Raw genomic sequence first — 15,718 nt, 5'->3', positions numbered from 1 at the left:
ATTTGGAGGAGAAGATGAGTTCAAAATTAATGATGAGATTACTTCTTGTAATAATGGTAGTCTGTGGAGCTATCTGGTTAAGCTTTGCTAAGCCAACAAAATTAGGACTAGACTTAAAAGGTGGAGTATACGTTGTCTTAGAGGCAGTACCAGAAGAGGGAGTCACTATAGACTCAGAGGCAATGGATAGACTGATAGAGGTATTGGACAGAAGAATCAATGGTTTGGGAGTAGCTGAATCAGTGGTTCAAAAAGCTGGAGATACAAAGGTAATAGTTGAGTTACCAGGAATTAGCAATACAGAAGATGCTATAAAAATGATAGGAAAAACAGCTCTATTGGAGTTTAGAATAATGAATCCAGATGGAACGTTAGGAGAGACTCTACTAACTGGTGGAGCATTAAAAAAAGCTGATGTTTCTTATGATAACTTAGGAAGACCACAGATACAATTTGAGATGAATCAAGATGGGGCTATAAAATTTGCTGAGATAACAAGAAATAATATTGGAAAACAATTGGCAATAACACTTGATGGAACAATACAAACAGCACCTATGATTAACTCTGAAATTCCAAGTGGAAGTGGAGTAATTACAGGAAACTATACAGTAGAAGAGGCAAAAGCTACAGCAACACTATTGAATGCAGGAGCACTTCCAGTAAAAGCAGAGATAGTAGAGACAAGAACAGTAGGAGCTTCTCTAGGAGATGAATCTATAGCACAGAGTAAAAAAGCTGCAATGTTTGCAATGGGATTGATTGGAATATTTATGATAGTATTCTATAGATTACCTGGAATTGTAGCAGATATAGCACTAGTAATTTTTGGTTTAACAACTTTTGGAGCATTAAATTTCATAGATGCTACATTGACACTACCTGGTATAGCAGGACTTATTCTTTCAGCGGGAATGGCAGTTGACGCCAATGTAATTATCTTTGAAAGAATAAAAGAGGAGTTAAGATTAGGAAATACTGTAATAAATGGTATAAATACAGGATTTAGCAAGGGATTTGTAGCAATATTTGACTCAAACCTAACAACACTTATAATTACAACGATTTTATTTACATTTGGAACAGGACCAGTAAAAGGATTTGCTGTAACATTGACAATAGGTACACTTGCATCTATGTTTACTGCAATAACAATAACAAAAATTCTTTTATTGACTTTTGTAAATGTATTTAATTTGAAAAAGCCTGAATTATTTGGAGTGGAGGGGAGAGACATATGCAAATAGGAATTGTAAAAAATACTAAGAAATTTCTAGGACTATCTGTAGTACTTGTAGTACTTTCCCTAGGAGTTATTTTTACAAAGGGATTAAACTATGGAATAGATTTCTCTGGAGGAAGTTTAACTCAGATAAAATATGATAAAACAGTTTCATTAAATGAGGTAAATAGTGTTTTAGATAAGGTGGCTAAAAGTGTTCCACAATTAGCAGGAAATAGTAGAAAAGTACAGGTTTCAGAAGGGAATACAGTAATAATAAGAACACAGGAACTATCTGAAGATCAGAAAGAGACTTTATTAGAAAGTTTAGGTACAATTGGAAAGTACAATATTGATAAAGTGGAAAAAGTTGGAGCTAGTATAGGGAAGGAACTAAAAAGTTCAGCAATATACTCACTATTAATAGGATCAGTATTGATAGTAGCTTATATTACAGTTAGATTTGAGTTCGTATTCTCATTGGGAGCAATAGTTGCTTTGATTCACGATTTAATCATAGCTATTGGAGTGATATCTCTACTAGGTTATGAGGTAGATACACCATTTATAGCAGCAGTTCTAACTATTTTAGGGTATTCAATCAACGATACTATAGTAGTATTTGATAGAATAAGAGAGAATATAAAACGTAAAACTAAGAAAAAACTTACTTTTGAAGAGATACTAGATAAAAGTATAAATCAGGTAATGGTAAGATCTATAAATACTTCAGTTACAACTTTATTTGCGATTATTGCAATATTAGTATTTGGAGGGGATTCTCTAAGAACATTTATAGTTACTCTATTGATTGGAATTTTAGCTGGAACATACAGTTCAGTGTTTATAGCTACTCCAATAGTATATCTATTAGATAAAAATAGAAAAGATAGAGGAAATGGTGGAATAGAGAAAAAACTTCAAGCTGAAGATAAAAAAGAGACAGAGGAAAAAATATTAGTTTAATTTTAAAATTTGAGTTATAATAAAATGGTACAAGGTAATTTTAAAGTTTTCCAATGGTTTTATACCATTGGAAAACTCTGTTTATTATTAGTGAGAGTATTGCAGAAGAGAGGGAACAAATGAGAGCATGGTTAGAAATAGAGATGGACAATTTACTTTTTAATATAAACAAGATAAGGGAGAGGGTCTACCCTAAAGAGATAATGGCAGTAGTCAAAGCTAATAGTTATGGATTTGGAGCAAAGGAAGTTGTAAAATATCTATCTAAAAATGGAGTTAAAATATTTGCAGTAGCTTGTTTGGAAGAGGCTCTAGAATTGAGAGAAGCTGGAATAAAGGATGAGATCTTAATTTTAGGAGTGGTTTTGGAAGATGAGATTTTAGTTGCTACTGAAAATGATATCCAGATAACTGTTGGAAACTGGGAACAGATAGAGTTTATAAAAAAACATAATCTAAATGTTGGTATCCATATAAAAATTGATACAGGAATGGGAAGATTAGGTTTTTTAGTAGATGAAGGGATTGAAGTTGTTGAGTACTGTTTAAAAAATAACTTAAATATAATGGGTATCTATTCACATCTTTCTGATGCTGATGGATTTAATGGGGACGCCGATAGCTATACAAGAGCTCAAATTGAGAAATTTGGTGTGTTTAAGAGATATGAAGATAGAGTTAAATATCTACATATTTTGAATAGTGGTGGAATATTGAGATTCAATGAGCAATATGCTGGAAACCTTGTAAGAGATGGAATAAGTATGTATGGAATGATAGCTAATTATAGAGTTTTAGACTTGAAGAGAGTATTTACTGTCAAAACTAAGATTCTATCATTGAGAACAGTTGAAGAGGATTCATTTATATCTTATGGTAGAAAATACACATTGAATAAGGGAGAGACATTTGCAACTATTGGAATGGGATATGCAGATGGAATAAAAAAAGAGTTCTCAAATAAGAGCTATGTTATTATAGAGGGAGAAAAGTGTCCATTAATTGGAGAGATATGTATGGATATGAGTATGGTGAAAATACCTGAAAGTATAAAAGATAAAGTGAAATTGGGGACAGAGGTAATAGTAGTAAGAGATGATATAATCGAAGAGATAAATGTGGAACACAAATGCTCTTGGGATATATTGACTGGAATAGGAAGAAGAGTATATAGAGTGTATAAAGAGAATGGTAAACCATATTTAATAACTAGATAAGGAGAGATAATGGCGAAGATAATTTTAGAAAAGGGAAAAGAGAAGAAGATACAGAATTTTTATCCAAATGTGTTTAAAGATGAGGTAAAAAGTAGTATTGGAAAGATAGAAAACGGAGATATAGTTGATGTATGCACTGAAGATATGACTTTTGTAGGAAGAGGTTATGTAACAGATTCAACATCTGCATATGTGAGAGTATTGACAACAAAAGATGAAAAGATAGATAAAGATTTTATACTAAATAAGATAAGAACTGCTTATAAAAAGAGGGAGCATCTGTATGGGGAGACAAACTGTGTAAGAGCTTTTTTCTCTGAAGGAGATGGAATACCAGGTCTGATAATAGATAAATTTGATAAATACGTGGCAGTTCAATTTAGAAACTCTGGTGTTGAAAAATTTAGACAAGAGATAATAAACGCAATAAAAAAAGTGATGAAACCAAAAGGGATCTATGAGAGAAGTGATGTAGAAAATAGAACACATGAGGGAGTAGAGCAAAAAACAGGAATTATATTTGGAGAGATTCCAGAAAGAGTTGTTATGGAAGATAATGGTCTTAAGTATGGAATAGATATAATTGATGGACAAAAAACAGGATTTTTCTTAGACCAGAGAGATTCTAGAAAATTCATTAGAAAATATTTAAATAAAGAGACTAGATTTTTAGATGTTTTCTCAAGTAGTGGTGGATTTTCAATGGCTGCTTTAAAAGAGAATTGTAAAAAAGTAGTGGCAATAGATAAGGAACCACATGCTTTGGAGTTGTGTAAAGAGAACTATAATTTAAATGAATTTCAAGGGAATTTTACAACTATGGAGGGAGATGCTTTTCTTTTATTAAAAACTCTTGTAGGTAGAGGAGAGAAGTATGATGTAATAACTTTAGATCCACCTTCACTTATAAAAAGAAAAGCGGATATTCATAGAGGTAGAGATTTCTTCTTTGATCTATGTGACGATAGTTTCAAACTATTGGAAGATGGAGGTATATTGGGAGTAATAACTTGTGCTTACCACATATCTTTGCAGGATCTTTTAGAGGTAACAAGAATGGCTGCTTCAAAAAATGGAAAACTTTTACAAGTGATAGGGATAAATTATCAACCTGAAGATCATCCGTGGATATTACATGTACCTGAAACTTTATATTTAAAGGCTTTATGGGTAAGAATAATTAACAACTAAGGAGAGTCGCTATGTATTTAGATATTGTAATATTAGTAGTTTTAGTTTTAGCAATATTAGATGGATTAAAAAATGGTTTGTTTGTTGAATTTTTATCAGCTTTTGGCTTGATTATAAATTTTGTACTAGCAAAGTATTTAACTCCAATATTGATAGATTTTTTAAAGTTACCAGCCAATGAAAGAAACTATTTCTTAATATACATAGTTATGTTTTGGGCTGTATACATAGTAGTAGGAATATTTATCCATATTTTAAGAAAGATTATGGAGGGAATTTCTAGAGGATTTATAATTAGAATCTTAGGTGGTATAATAGGAGCTGTAAAAGGTGTTATACTAGGATTTGTTATAATATTTATTTTTAATTTTTCAACTGATCTTTTTCCTGAAATAAAATCTTACGGAAAAAATAGTAAATCAGTTGAGGTATTTTTAAAGATGTCACCCCTTATAGAGAATCATATTCCAAAAGTATTTAAAAAGAAACTTGATAATTTAAAAAATGATAAACTAATAGATAGATACATAAATAAAATATTATAGGAGAAAAGTATGAAAATAATAGATAGGTACATTTTAAATGAGATTAAAATACCTGTAATTTTTGGAATATCTCTATTTACTTTTATATTTTTGATAGATATAATTGTTGCAATGATGGAGAACATAATAGTAAAAGGAATCTCTATTTTAGATGTCTTGAGAATATTATCTTTTTATTTACCACCAATATTAGCTCAAACTATACCTATGGGAATGTTTTTGGGGATAATGCTTACTTTTTCAAAATTTACAAGAACAAGTGAGGCAACAGCTATGAGTGCTATTGGTTTATCTTTGAAAAAGATTGTAAAACCGATATTTATTGCCTCTGTAGGTGTAACTATCTTCATATTCTTCTTACAGGAGAGTATTATTCCTAGATCTGTGGCAAAATTACAATATCTTACTACAAAAATAGCCTATGAAAACCCAGTTTTTCAACTTAAAGAGAGAACCTTTATAGATGAGGTAGATGAGTATAATCTATATATAGATAGAATAGAGGGAAAAGATAAACAAGCTAAGGGAGTTTTGATATTTCAAAAGGCTGAGGATAAAGCTTTTCCAACTATTATAGTGGGAGAACAAGCTTATTGGAAGGACTCAGCAATGGTATTAAAAAATTCAACTTTTTACAATTTTAATGACAAGGGTAAGGAGACATTAAGAGGTAAATTTGATGAGAAAAAAGTTCCATTAGCAGCATATTTTAGCGAGATGGAGATAAAGGTAGATAATATTGAGGCTATGGGAGTGTTTTCACTGTTAAAAGAGATGCGTGGGAAAAATCCAGAGGAAAAAATTCCATACAGTGTTGAGATAAATAAGAAATTAGCAGTACCATTTTCAACAATAATGCTATCATTATTGGGAGTGTTTTTAGCTATTGGTCACCATAGAAGTGGAAAAGGTGCAAATTTTGCTTTGAGTCTGATAGTTATTTTCTCATATATCACTTGTTTAAATATAGGAATGGTAATGGCAGGTAAGGGAATAATTCCAGCTTTTGTAGGAGTGTGGACTCCTAATCTTATCCTATTTTTGGTGACATTCTTAATGTATAAGAAAAAGGCAGAGGTGATATAATGAAGATATTGGACAGATACATTAGTAAAAATTTTATTAAAGCCTTTTTCTTGAGTTTGATGGCATTTATGGGAATATTCATAGTTAGCCAACTATTTAGAGTGGTAAAATATTTAAGTGATGGAAGATTTAGTGTAAGTGATGCAGGTTATTATATAGTGACTCTGCTCCCAAGAATATTTATAGATGTAGCTCCTCTGGCAGTTTTGCTGGGTAGTATGATGACTATAAGTACAATGGCCTCAAATTTGGAGATTATCTCTTTGAAGACTTCTGGAATAAAATTTAAGAGAATAATATTGTTTCCAATAGTTATATCTGCAATTATATCGGGAGTAGTATTCTATGTGAATGATACTCTATATCCAACTTCTTTAAAAATAAATAGAGATTTGAGAAGAGGAGAGGTAGAGGAGAGAGTAGCTCCAGTTGAGAAGAGGAATGCTTTTTTGAGAGGGGAGAATTCAAACTATATCTATCTTATGCAAAAAGTTAATAGAGTGACAGGTTTTGCTGAAAATATTGAGATAGTGGATCTGAATAAAGAGTTTAATAAGATTGAAAGAATAGTAACTGCACATGAGGGAAGATATAATTTTAGTAAGAGTGTATGGACATTGAAAGATGCTACTATTTACTATGGAGATGAAGGGAAAAAATCAAAAGTTGTTAAGTATTTTAGAGATGATAAATACAATGATAATCCTGAACATTTTATAACTTTAAGTGTAGAACCAAGAACTTTAAGTATAAAAGAGTTAAAAAAGACAATAAGAGAGATGAAGAGTATAGGAGGAGACACAAGAGAGTTATTAGTAGAGTTAGGGAACAGATACTCATTTCCTTTTGCAAGTTTTGTAATCTCATTCTTGGGACTTGCGTTAGGAGGAAGATATGTTCGTGGAACTTCTGCAGTTAGCTTGGGTGTCTGTGTACTATTGGGTTATGGATACTATGTGGTACAAGCCTCTTTTGAAGCTCTCAGTGCAAATGGATTTTTAAATCCTTTTATTGGTGGATGGATCCCCAATATAATATTTTTAGGAGTAGGTATATATCTACTGAATAAAGCTGAATATTAAAAGTATGGAGTGTGTTATGAGTATACAAGTAAAAAAGTTAAGTAATGGTATTCCAGTTTTGATGGAGAATATCGAGAGCATAAACACTATAAGCTTAGGGGTATTTGTAAAAACTGGATCAAGAGATGAGTATTTAGATGAGAGTGGAGTTTCTCATTATATTGAACATATGATGTTTAAGGGGACAACAAATAGAAGTGCAAAAGAGATATCTGAAGAGATAGATAATGAGGGTGGAATGATAAATGCCTATACAAGTAGAGATATGACTTGCTACTATATTCAGATGCTTTCAAATAAGATAAATAAAGGGATTGAAATACTTTCAGATATGTTTTTAAACTCTACTTTTACAGAGGAAAATCTTGAAAAAGAGAGAAATGTAATTATAGAAGAGATAAGAATGTATGAGGATATTCCAGAAGAGATAATACATGATGAGAACATAAAATTTGCCTTAACAGGTGTACAATCAAATAGTGTATTAGGAACAATAGAGAGTTTGAAAGGAATAGATAGAGAGAAATTTTTAAAATATTTTAAAGAGCAGTATAGAGCCTCAAACTTAGTAATATCAGTTGCAGGAAAGATGGACTGTGAAGAGATATTCAAACAACTTGAATCAGGATTTGGAAAAATTGAGAATTTAGAAACTGAAAGAGAATTGGATAATAACTTTACAATAAACAAGGGTGAAAATAAAATAGTTAGAGATACTAACCAAGTTCATCTATGCTTTAATACCAAAGGAGTTAGTTTGGTAGATGAGGCAAAATACCCAGCAGCAATAATTTCAAGTGTATTGGGTGGAAATATGAGTTCTAGACTTTTCCAAAAAATAAGAGAGGAGAGAGGATTAGCTTACTCTGTTTATACTTATTCAAGTGCCTTTTTAGAGGGCGGAGTTTTCACTGTGTATGCAGGGACAACTAATGAGAGTTATAGATATGTAATAGATATAATAAGAGCTGAATTTGAAGATATAAGAGAGAATGGAATAACTCCATATGAGTTACAAAAATCTAAGAATCAGTTTTTGAGTATGTTGACTTTTAGCCTTGAGGGAAGTAAGGGTAAAATGAATAGAATGGCAAACTCATATCTTCTTTATGGTGAAGTAATAGAGATAGATAAGATAATAGAGTCTATTGAAAAGATAACCTTGGAAGATATTAAAAAGACAGCAGAGATAATATTTGATGAGAGATATTACTCTTGGACAATTTTAGGAAATGTATAGGAGAAAAGAATGGAAAAAGTAGCAGTTAAGGTATTGATTGAAGAGGGAGTACAACTACCTAAGTATGAGACTTCGGGATCAGCTGGAATGGATGTAAGAGCAAATATAAAAGAGCCAATTACATTGGGATCGTTGGAGAGAGTATTGATTCCAACAGGAATAAAAATGGCTATACCAGAGGGATATGAAGTCCAAGTTAGACCAAGAAGTGGACTAGCTTTAAAACATGGTATAAGTATGGCAAATGCAATAGGAACAATTGATAGTGACTATAGAGGAGATATTGGAGTTATATTGATCAATTTAAGTAAAGATGAGTATGTAATTCAACCTCAAGAGAGAATAGGACAGTTAGTTTTAAATAAAGTGGCACAGATGGAGTTTGAAATAGTAGATGTACTTGATGAAACAGAAAGAGGTGCTGGAGGATTTGGGCATACAGGAAAGTAAGAGGTAGTCGATGAAAAGCAGTAGAGAGATAAAACTTTTTTTAAAAAAATTAAAAAAAATGAATAATTATCTTTTAGTAAATGCATTGATTATAGTAGCAATAAGTGTTTCAACTATATATAGTGCTACTATTTCTAAAGGTGAGAGTTTTTATATCAAAGAGACTATCTGGGGAGTAATAGGTGTTGTTGCTTATTTTGTAGTTTCCTTTATTGATTATAGAAAATACTTTAAATACTATAAGCTTTTATATGTATTGAATATAATCTTACTAGCTTCTGTACTTATATTTGGAGTTAGTAGGTTGGGAGCACAACGTTGGATAAGCTTAGGACCTATAAGTATTCAGCCTGGAGAGGTAGGTAAGGTTTTAATTGTGATAACCTTATCGGCTTTTTTAACTACTAATTTCAGAGAGAAATTTATCGGATTTAGAGGTATCATAATAGCGGGATTACACATTGCTCCCATACTGTTATTGATATTGAAACAACCTGATTTAGGAACGACACTTATAATAGTTATGACTTGTGGAGTTATAATGTTTATGTATAATTTAGAGTGGAAAACTATTATTTTTTTAGCAGTGAGTGGAGGAATTTTTGTTCCGTTCTCATATTTCTTTCTATTAAAAGATTATCAAAGGCAGAGGGTTTTGACATTTTTAAATCCAGAGAGTGATCTGTTAGGAAGTGGTTGGAATGTAACACAATCAATGATTGCAATAGGGTCTGGAGAATTATATGGAAAAGGTTTTTTAAATAGTACTCAAAGTAAGTTGAGATTTTTACCAGAGGCTCATACAGACTTCATAGTTTCTGTATTTTTAGAGGAGAGAGGTTTTTTAGGAGGAGTAGTCCTATTTGTTTTGTATGTAATCTTAATTATGCAAATTCTATATATAGCGGATACTACCAAGGATAGCTTTGGTAAATTGGTGTGTTACGGAATTGGAAGTATTTTCTTCTTTCACTTTGTTATAAATGTAGGAATGACAATGGGAATAATGCCAGTAACAGGAAAACCTCTACTGTTGATGAGTTATGGTGGAACATCACTTCTTATAAGTTTTATAATGCTTGGAATAGTTCAAAGTATTAGGATAAATAGAGATTAGGAGAGATATGGAATATATAATTGACAAAGAGTATTCAGATGTAAGATTGGATAAATTTTTGAGAAAAAAACTACCTAATATGGCATTAACTGAGATTTTCAAAGCTATAAGAGTAGGGAAGATAAAGGTTAATGGAAAAAAGTCTAAAGAAAATTATAGACTACAGGAAAATGATGTGGTAAAATTATTTTTTGAGGTCAAGGTTGAAGAAAAAGAGAGTAAATTAAAAAGTATAAATCTAAAAAACTCAGATATTGATAAGATAAAAGAGTCTATTGTGTATGAGGATGAGAGAGTACTTATTTACAATAAGGATAGCAATGTAGTTATGCATAAAGGAAGTGGGCATGACTATGGGGTATCTGAGATAATAAAAGAGTATTTAAAAAATCCAAATTTTAATTTTGTAAATAGAATAGATAAAGCTACTTCAGGACTTGTAATCGGTGCTAAGAGCTTGGTTGTAACAAGAGAGTTAGCCGAAGAGATAAGGGAGAGAAGAGTAGATAAAAAATACTATATTTTGGTAGATGGGATAGTAAAAAAGAGAGATTTTATTATAAAGAGTTATTTGAAAAAGATAGATGATAGAGTTATTGAACTGGATAAAAAAGAGGATGGAGCTAAGGAGAGTATAAGTTACTTTAAAGTATTGGATTATGGAGATAACTGTACTCTTTTAGAGGGAAGATTAGGAAGTGGAAGAACTCATCAATTGAGAGTTCAACTATCAGCTATGGGACACTATATACTAGGTGACACAAGGTATGGAAAGGGAAAAGAGAAAAAGATGTATCTATTCTCACACTATCTAAAGATAGATAAGTATGATATAGAGATAAAACTACCTTTACCTAAGGAGTATAGAGCTAGGTTATCTAAATAAAATAATATATAGGAGGAAGAAATGCAAAACACAGAAACTTTGGAAAGATTGTACAAAATCTCTGAGAGAGGAAGTACAGTTAAGCAAGAGGTAATAGGAGGGCTAACAACATTCTTAGCAATGTCTTACATAATCTTTGTAAACCCTTCTATATTAGGTATGACTGGAATGGACAAGGGAGCTTTAATAACAGTAACTTGTTTGACATCTGCATTGGCAACTATAATATCAGGTGTATGGGCAAACGCTCCATTTGCTTTAGCTCCAGGAATGGGACTTAATGCTTTCTTTACATTTACATTGGTTTTAGGTAAGGGAGTACCTTGGCAGACAGCTCTTGGAATAGTATTTATGTCAGGAGTGTTTTTCTTTGCTTTATCTTTAGGTGGAATTAGAGAGAAGATTGCATATGCAATACCTGTTCCATTAAAAATAGCAGTAGGTGGAGGAATAGGTCTATTTATAACATTTATTGGACTTATAAACCTTGGTTTAGTAGCAGCTAACCCAGCTACTATAGTTGGATTGGGAACAATGAAAACAACTACTGTAATAGGAATTGTGGGATTGCTTGTGGCTGTTGTTCTTGAGATAAAACAGGTAAAAGGTGGAATGTTAATAGGAATAGTTACATCTACAGTATTAGGATTTATCACTGGTGATATTGCAGTACCAGAGAGCATTGTATCTCTTCCACCAAGTATAGCTCCAATAGCTGGAAAATTAGATATAGTAGGTGCTTTTAAACTATCTTTAATTGGACCAATATTCTCATTTATGTTTGTTGACTTATTCGATACTTTAGGAACTTTAATTTCTTGTTCTAGACAGGCTGGAATTGTAGATAAAGATGGAAAAATTAAGGGATTTGGAAGAATGTTATATACAGATGTATTTTCAACAATAATTGGATCTGTATTAGGAACAAGTACAGTAACAACATTCGTAGAGTCAGCAGCAGGAGTGGCAGTAGGAGCTAAAACAGGACTTGCTTCTCTTGTGACAGGAATTTTATTCCTACTTGCTCTATTTTTCTCTCCAGTAGTAGCTGTAGTACCTGGATATGCAACAGCTTCAGCACTTATCATAGTTGGAGTGTATATGTTTAAACAGATAGTAGATTTAGATTTTAAAGATCTAAAAACTCTATTCCCTTGCTTTATTATAATAGTTATGATGCCATTAACTTATAGTATCAGTATAGGATTAAGTTTAGGATTTTTAAGTTATATTCTTATTCACTTAGTAACTGGTGATTTTAAGAAATTAAATCTACCACTAATATTTATAGGTATACTTTGTTTAGTAAACTTGGTAATCTAGTAAATTAGATATTTTGGGAGTAATTAAATGAATTATCGTTTAATTACTCTTTTTTTTACTGTCTAACTTTTAAAGATAAAAATAATGAGATTGTCTATTTTTTTATACCAGTAGTACTTTACAAAACCACTATAAATATATTATAATTAATAGAAGAGTGTAAATTTTAGTTAGGAGGCTTCGTTGTGATAAATAGAGAAAGAATGATTAATAATTTTATAGAGATGGCAAGAATATCTTCTCCTTCATTAAAAGAGAGAGAGATGGCTGACTATGTAAAAAAACAGTTACAAGATTTAGGAATGGAAGTAATTGAAGATGGTGCTGGAGAAAAAGAGGGAGGAAATGCTGGAAATATTATTGGAGTTTTAAGAAATCCAGGTAAAAAGAGAATACTGTTGAGTGCACATATGGATACAGTATTACCTTGTGATAAGGTAAATCCAATAATTGAAAATGGAATTATTAAGAGTGATGGAACAACAATATTAGGTGGAGATGACAAAGCGGGAATATCTAATATAATAGAGGCTATCAAAACTATAAAGGAGAATAATCTTGATCATCCTGAGATAGTAGTGGTATTTTCAATAGCTGAGGAGATAGGATTATTAGGAGCTAAGAATTTTGATATAGAAAAATATAGTCCAGATTATACATTTGTCTTAGATTCTAGTGGAAAACCTGGTATTGGAATTATACAGACACCATTCTCTGCAAAAGGAAAAATGAAGATAATTGGGAAACCAGCTCATGCAGGAATAGCACCAGAAAATGGAATAAATGCTTTAACAGTAGCAGCTCATGCTATAACAAAGATAAAATTAGGTAGAATAGACTCTGAAACAACTTCAAATATAGGTGTTGTAAGAGGCGGAGAAGCTGTTAATATAGTTATGCCAGAGGTAATATTACAGTATGAGGCTAGAAGTTTTTCAGGAGAGAAATTAGATAACTTATTAGCTGAAACAGATAGAGTATTTAGAGAGATATGTAAGGAGTTTGGAGCTGAGTTTGAGAACGGAGTGACAAAGGGATACTCAGGATATAAATTAGAGGATTCAGAGGAGATATTGAATATATTTAAAAAAGCTTGTGCTCAAGTAGAGGTTGAGTGTGTAACTAAGCCTACTGGTGGAGGAAGTGACTCAAATATCTACAATGAAAAAGGATACAAGGCTCTAACTATAGGAATTGGAATGACAAAAGTTCATACAAAAGAGGAGTATATTGAGATAGAGGATATGGTAAAAACTGCTAATTTAGTAGTAGAGATATTAAAGGAAATGGCATAAAATGTTAAGAAAAAAAAGAGATAAAAAATGGTCAATAAAAAAAAGAATGGGAATTATCTTATTTATTCTTATTTTGATATTTGTTCTCTTTAGTAAAGCTGTTAATTTTGGTGTGGATATTGTAAGTCACATTGTTTTTCCTATTCAGAGAAGAGTATATCAGATTGGAAACTTTTTTAAAGAAACTTCAGAGGCAGTAGTAAGTTATAAATCTATATTAGAGGAGAATAGGAACTTAAAAAATGAACAGGTAAAGTATGATATAGTGGTAGCTTACAACAAGGAACTTGATCAAGAGAATGAGAGATTGAGAGAGATTCTTAAGATGAAAGAGGAGAAGAAGTTAAATATAAAAGTAGCAAAGGTAAACTTTAGAAATCCAAGTAACCTATATGAAAGATTCTATATAAACTTAGGAAAAAAAGATGGAATTAAGAAAAATTACATAGTTTTAGCTGGAGAGAATTTGATAGGAAAGATAGGTAAAGTCTATGATGATTATTCAATTGTTGATATGATAACAGGAGAAAACTATACAGTTAGCTCTCTCACTGAATCAGGTGCTCTAGGAATAGTGAGAGGAAGCAATGAGGGAGATGGAACTCTATACTTTGAAGCTAATACATTTCAAGAGAATATAGAGATTGGAGAGAAGGTATATACTTCTGGTATCAGCGAGATCTATCCTAAGGGGATATATTTAGGAAAGATTAGTGAGGTCATAGAGAGTGGAACAGAGATCTTAAAGAGCATAAAACTTGAAAGTGAAGTAGATGTTATAAATTTAGCTGAAGTTTTGATTTTGATTCCAGTAGAAGCAAAGGGGAATAAAAAATGAAAAAGTTAGTAATAATCCTATGTATAGCTTTTAATTTCATAACTTATGGAAAAGATATAAGTGAGATAAAAAGTTTAATAGCAGAGGTTAATGAAGTTGTAAATTTAAATGGTGAATCAAAGAGCAGTGATTATAAATTAACATATATATTTCCAGATTTTATAAGAAAAGATGTAATAGCTCCAGAACTAAATAGAGGTGAGGTATATATTTATAATAAGGATCAAAAAATAGTGTATCTTCCACTTTTTGATCAAAGAGTTGAGGAAAAATTAACGGAAAATGATAGTGAAGTATTGGAAGTAATCAATTTTATCTTTGAAAAGGAAAAGAGTGACAGAGAGTTTAGAGAGAAATACTATGCTAAAAAGATAAAAGAGATACCACTGAAAAATGGTACTAGAGTGGAAATTGACAAGTTAAAAGAGTTTAAAAACTATCTGTTGCCAACAGTTTACAGAGTTTATGATAAGGATATAAATATGGTAAACCTTAAAGTAAAAAGTTACGTTATCAATCCTGAAGTGGATATTAAGGAGCTAACTGACATATGATAAAATTCATAACAGATAGAGGGCTAGTAATAAATAAAAGAGATTTTGGTGAAGCTGATAGATATGTGACAGTTTTTACAGAAAATTTTGGGAAAATAGTTTTTCTACTGAAAGGAATTAGAAAAAGTAAGAAAAGAGAGTTGAATTCAATAGATCTTCTCTCTCTTTCCAATTTTACCTTTTATAAAAAGGGAGAAAACTATACAGTTTCATCTTTCAACGGAATAGAATCCTACAGTAATATCAAAAGTGATTTAAATAGACTTGAGATATCCTTATATTTTGTTGCTTTGCTCAATGCTATCTTAGTTGAAAATAATAGAAAAAAGTCATTATATAAAATATTTTTGAGAAGTTTGGAGTTTTTAAATAATAATGAAAATGAGAAGAAAAATTATATTTTAATAGGATATTTTCTCCATTATATAATCAGAGATGAGGGACTCAATATAAGTAGTGGAGAGGGTTATAATTTTTCTTTTGAAAGATCAAAGTTTATAACTGAAAATGAGAAGTATATATATAAAGTTTCTAAGAGTGAAAAGAGCTTGGTAGAAAAATTTATAAATAACAGAGCAAAAGATATAGATGAAGAGATAGAAACTTTAGAAGATATTAAAAAGGTTGTTTTTCTTTTTGAAAGATACTTAAATTTTCATTTAGGAATAGATATTAAATTAAAAAATTATATTATGGAGGGATAGAG

16 protein-coding genes are annotated in these 15,718 nt (G+C 31.1%); all 16 read left to right on the top strand.

Annotated elements, in window-relative coordinates; genetic code table 11:
- The first annotated feature begins 14 nt into the window (after positions 1-14).
- Positions 15-1,247, top strand: a complete 1,233-nt coding sequence (secD, locus tag ABNK64_RS06660) for a protein translocase subunit SecD (protein WP_291256781.1) — start codon at positions 15-17, stop codon at positions 1,245-1,247.
- The gene (gene secF / locus ABNK64_RS06655) at positions 1,238-2,188 is read left to right on the top strand and encodes a protein translocase subunit SecF (RefSeq protein WP_300390441.1); all 951 of its coding nucleotides are present in this window, start codon (positions 1,238-1,240) and stop codon (positions 2,186-2,188) included. The genes secD and secF overlap by 10 nt, the downstream gene beginning before the upstream one ends.
- 119 nt (positions 2,189-2,307) lie before the next feature.
- A complete protein-coding gene (gene alr, locus ABNK64_RS06650; RefSeq protein ID WP_349763879.1) occupies positions 2,308-3,405 on the top strand; it encodes an alanine racemase in 1,098 nt (365 codons plus the stop codon).
- Between the two features lie 9 nt (positions 3,406-3,414).
- The gene (locus tag ABNK64_RS06645; RefSeq protein ID WP_291259397.1) at positions 3,415-4,596 is read left to right on the top strand and encodes a class I SAM-dependent rRNA methyltransferase; all 1,182 of its coding nucleotides are present in this window, start codon (positions 3,415-3,417) and stop codon (positions 4,594-4,596) included.
- An 11-nt stretch (positions 4,597-4,607) separates the two neighbouring features.
- Positions 4,608-5,141 carry a CvpA family protein gene (locus ABNK64_RS06640; protein ID WP_349763878.1) on the top strand — a complete coding sequence of 178 codons (534 nt, stop codon included), beginning with the start codon at positions 4,608-4,610 and terminating at the stop codon, positions 5,139-5,141.
- A gap of 9 nt (positions 5,142-5,150) precedes the next feature.
- The gene (locus ABNK64_RS06635; protein ID WP_300390438.1) at positions 5,151-6,227 is read left to right on the top strand and encodes an LptF/LptG family permease; all 1,077 of its coding nucleotides are present in this window, start codon (positions 5,151-5,153) and stop codon (positions 6,225-6,227) included.
- A complete protein-coding gene (locus ABNK64_RS06630) occupies positions 6,227-7,309 on the top strand; it encodes an LptF/LptG family permease (protein WP_291256787.1) in 1,083 nt (360 codons plus the stop codon). The genes ABNK64_RS06635 and ABNK64_RS06630 overlap by 1 nt, the downstream gene beginning before the upstream one ends.
- Before the next feature lie 16 nt (positions 7,310-7,325).
- On the top strand, positions 7,326-8,549 hold the full coding sequence (locus tag ABNK64_RS06625; RefSeq protein ID WP_349763877.1) for a M16 family metallopeptidase: 1,224 nt from the start codon (positions 7,326-7,328) through the stop codon (positions 8,547-8,549).
- Between the two features lie 9 nt (positions 8,550-8,558).
- Complete coding sequence (gene dut, locus ABNK64_RS06620) at positions 8,559-8,999, top strand: dUTP diphosphatase (protein WP_291256789.1); 441 nt, start codon at positions 8,559-8,561, stop codon at positions 8,997-8,999.
- A 10-nt stretch (positions 9,000-9,009) separates the two neighbouring features.
- Positions 9,010-10,116: a rod shape-determining protein RodA gene (gene rodA / locus ABNK64_RS06615; RefSeq protein ID WP_291256790.1), complete on the top strand. Its 1,107-nt coding sequence runs from the start codon at positions 9,010-9,012 to the stop codon at positions 10,114-10,116.
- A gap of 7 nt (positions 10,117-10,123) precedes the next feature.
- Positions 10,124-11,002 carry an RluA family pseudouridine synthase gene (locus ABNK64_RS06610; RefSeq protein ID WP_349763876.1) on the top strand — a complete coding sequence of 293 codons (879 nt, stop codon included), beginning with the start codon at positions 10,124-10,126 and terminating at the stop codon, positions 11,000-11,002.
- A gap of 21 nt (positions 11,003-11,023) precedes the next feature.
- A complete protein-coding gene (locus tag ABNK64_RS06605) occupies positions 11,024-12,325 on the top strand; it encodes an NCS2 family permease (RefSeq protein WP_349763875.1) in 1,302 nt (433 codons plus the stop codon).
- Positions 12,326-12,510: 185 nt separating this feature from the next.
- Complete coding sequence (locus ABNK64_RS06600) at positions 12,511-13,620, top strand: M20/M25/M40 family metallo-hydrolase (protein WP_349763874.1); 1,110 nt, start codon at positions 12,511-12,513, stop codon at positions 13,618-13,620.
- A 1-nt stretch (position 13,621) separates the two neighbouring features.
- Positions 13,622-14,458 carry a rod shape-determining protein MreC gene (gene mreC / locus ABNK64_RS06595; RefSeq protein ID WP_349763873.1) on the top strand — a complete coding sequence of 279 codons (837 nt, stop codon included), beginning with the start codon at positions 13,622-13,624 and terminating at the stop codon, positions 14,456-14,458.
- Entirely contained in the window at positions 14,455-15,012 is a 558-nt protein-coding gene (locus ABNK64_RS06590; protein WP_349763872.1) for a hypothetical protein, read from the top strand. The genes mreC and ABNK64_RS06590 overlap by 4 nt, the downstream gene beginning before the upstream one ends.
- Positions 15,009-15,716, top strand: coding sequence for a DNA repair protein RecO (gene recO, locus ABNK64_RS06585; RefSeq protein WP_349763871.1), 708 nt, complete (start codon positions 15,009-15,011; stop codon positions 15,714-15,716). The genes ABNK64_RS06590 and recO overlap by 4 nt, the downstream gene beginning before the upstream one ends.
- The last annotated feature ends 2 nt before the right edge of the window (positions 15,717-15,718 follow it).

The sequence above is a fragment of the Fusobacterium sp. SYSU M8D902 genome (assembly GCF_040199715.1).
GTDB lineage: Bacteria > Fusobacteriota > Fusobacteriia > Fusobacteriales > Fusobacteriaceae > Fusobacterium_A.
This window is presented reverse-complemented; position numbering and strand designations above follow the sequence as displayed.

Coding starts and splice junctions, on each gene's coding strand:
- ABNK64_RS06635 (WP_300390438.1), top strand. CDS start 5,151: ATGAAAATAATAGATAGGTACATTTTAAATGAGATTAAAATACCTGTA.
- recO (WP_349763871.1), top strand. CDS start 15,009: ATGATAAAATTCATAACAGATAGAGGGCTAGTAATAAATAAAAGAGAT.
- ABNK64_RS06640 (WP_349763878.1), top strand. CDS start 4,608: ATGTATTTAGATATTGTAATATTAGTAGTTTTAGTTTTAGCAATATTA.
- ABNK64_RS06625 (WP_349763877.1), top strand. CDS start 7,326: ATGAGTATACAAGTAAAAAAGTTAAGTAATGGTATTCCAGTTTTGATG.
- ABNK64_RS06605 (WP_349763875.1), top strand. CDS start 11,024: ATGCAAAACACAGAAACTTTGGAAAGATTGTACAAAATCTCTGAGAGA.
- mreC (WP_349763873.1), top strand. CDS start 13,622: ATGTTAAGAAAAAAAAGAGATAAAAAATGGTCAATAAAAAAAAGAATG.
- secD (WP_291256781.1), top strand. CDS start 15: ATGAGTTCAAAATTAATGATGAGATTACTTCTTGTAATAATGGTAGTC.
- alr (WP_349763879.1), top strand. CDS start 2,308: ATGAGAGCATGGTTAGAAATAGAGATGGACAATTTACTTTTTAATATA.
- rodA (WP_291256790.1), top strand. CDS start 9,010: ATGAAAAGCAGTAGAGAGATAAAACTTTTTTTAAAAAAATTAAAAAAA.
- ABNK64_RS06590 (WP_349763872.1), top strand. CDS start 14,455: ATGAAAAAGTTAGTAATAATCCTATGTATAGCTTTTAATTTCATAACT.
- dut (WP_291256789.1), top strand. CDS start 8,559: ATGGAAAAAGTAGCAGTTAAGGTATTGATTGAAGAGGGAGTACAACTA.
- ABNK64_RS06630 (WP_291256787.1), top strand. CDS start 6,227: ATGAAGATATTGGACAGATACATTAGTAAAAATTTTATTAAAGCCTTT.
- secF (WP_300390441.1), top strand. CDS start 1,238: ATGCAAATAGGAATTGTAAAAAATACTAAGAAATTTCTAGGACTATCT.
- ABNK64_RS06645 (WP_291259397.1), top strand. CDS start 3,415: ATGGCGAAGATAATTTTAGAAAAGGGAAAAGAGAAGAAGATACAGAAT.
- ABNK64_RS06610 (WP_349763876.1), top strand. CDS start 10,124: ATGGAATATATAATTGACAAAGAGTATTCAGATGTAAGATTGGATAAA.